The following is a 291-nucleotide window of genomic DNA, read 5'->3' as shown; positions in this document are numbered from 1 at the left end:
CGCAAAAGCTCCAATAAGATAAACAGCCTTTCATCATTTTGTTGGAGAAGCTGCTTGATTAATTGGTCTTTGCTGCTGCTAGACAAACCAGGTAGCTGTAAATCCAAGACATCAATCTCTAAAGAATGGATCGCTTTTAGCAGCGCACGTTCAAAGCTCCGATCAATGCTCATGACCTCACCGGTAGCCTTCATTTGTGTACCAAGCTTTCGTTCAATTTTTGGAAATTTATCAAAGGGCCATTTTGGTATTAGGTGCGCGTCTATCGAACATCTCCAATAGCGTTCATAC

1 protein-coding gene is annotated in these 291 nt (G+C 41.9%); it reads right to left on the bottom strand.

From position 1 onward, the window contains the following. A partial coding sequence (locus PZE06_RS28660; protein ID WP_275792492.1) for a hypothetical protein occupies positions 1-291 on the bottom strand: 291 nt, incomplete at both ends.

Origin of the sequence: Robertmurraya sp. DFI.2.37 (assembly GCF_029211245.1) — a bacterium.
GTDB lineage: Bacteria > Bacillota > Bacilli > Bacillales > Cytobacillaceae > Robertmurraya > Robertmurraya methanolica_A.
This window is presented reverse-complemented; position numbering and strand designations above follow the sequence as displayed.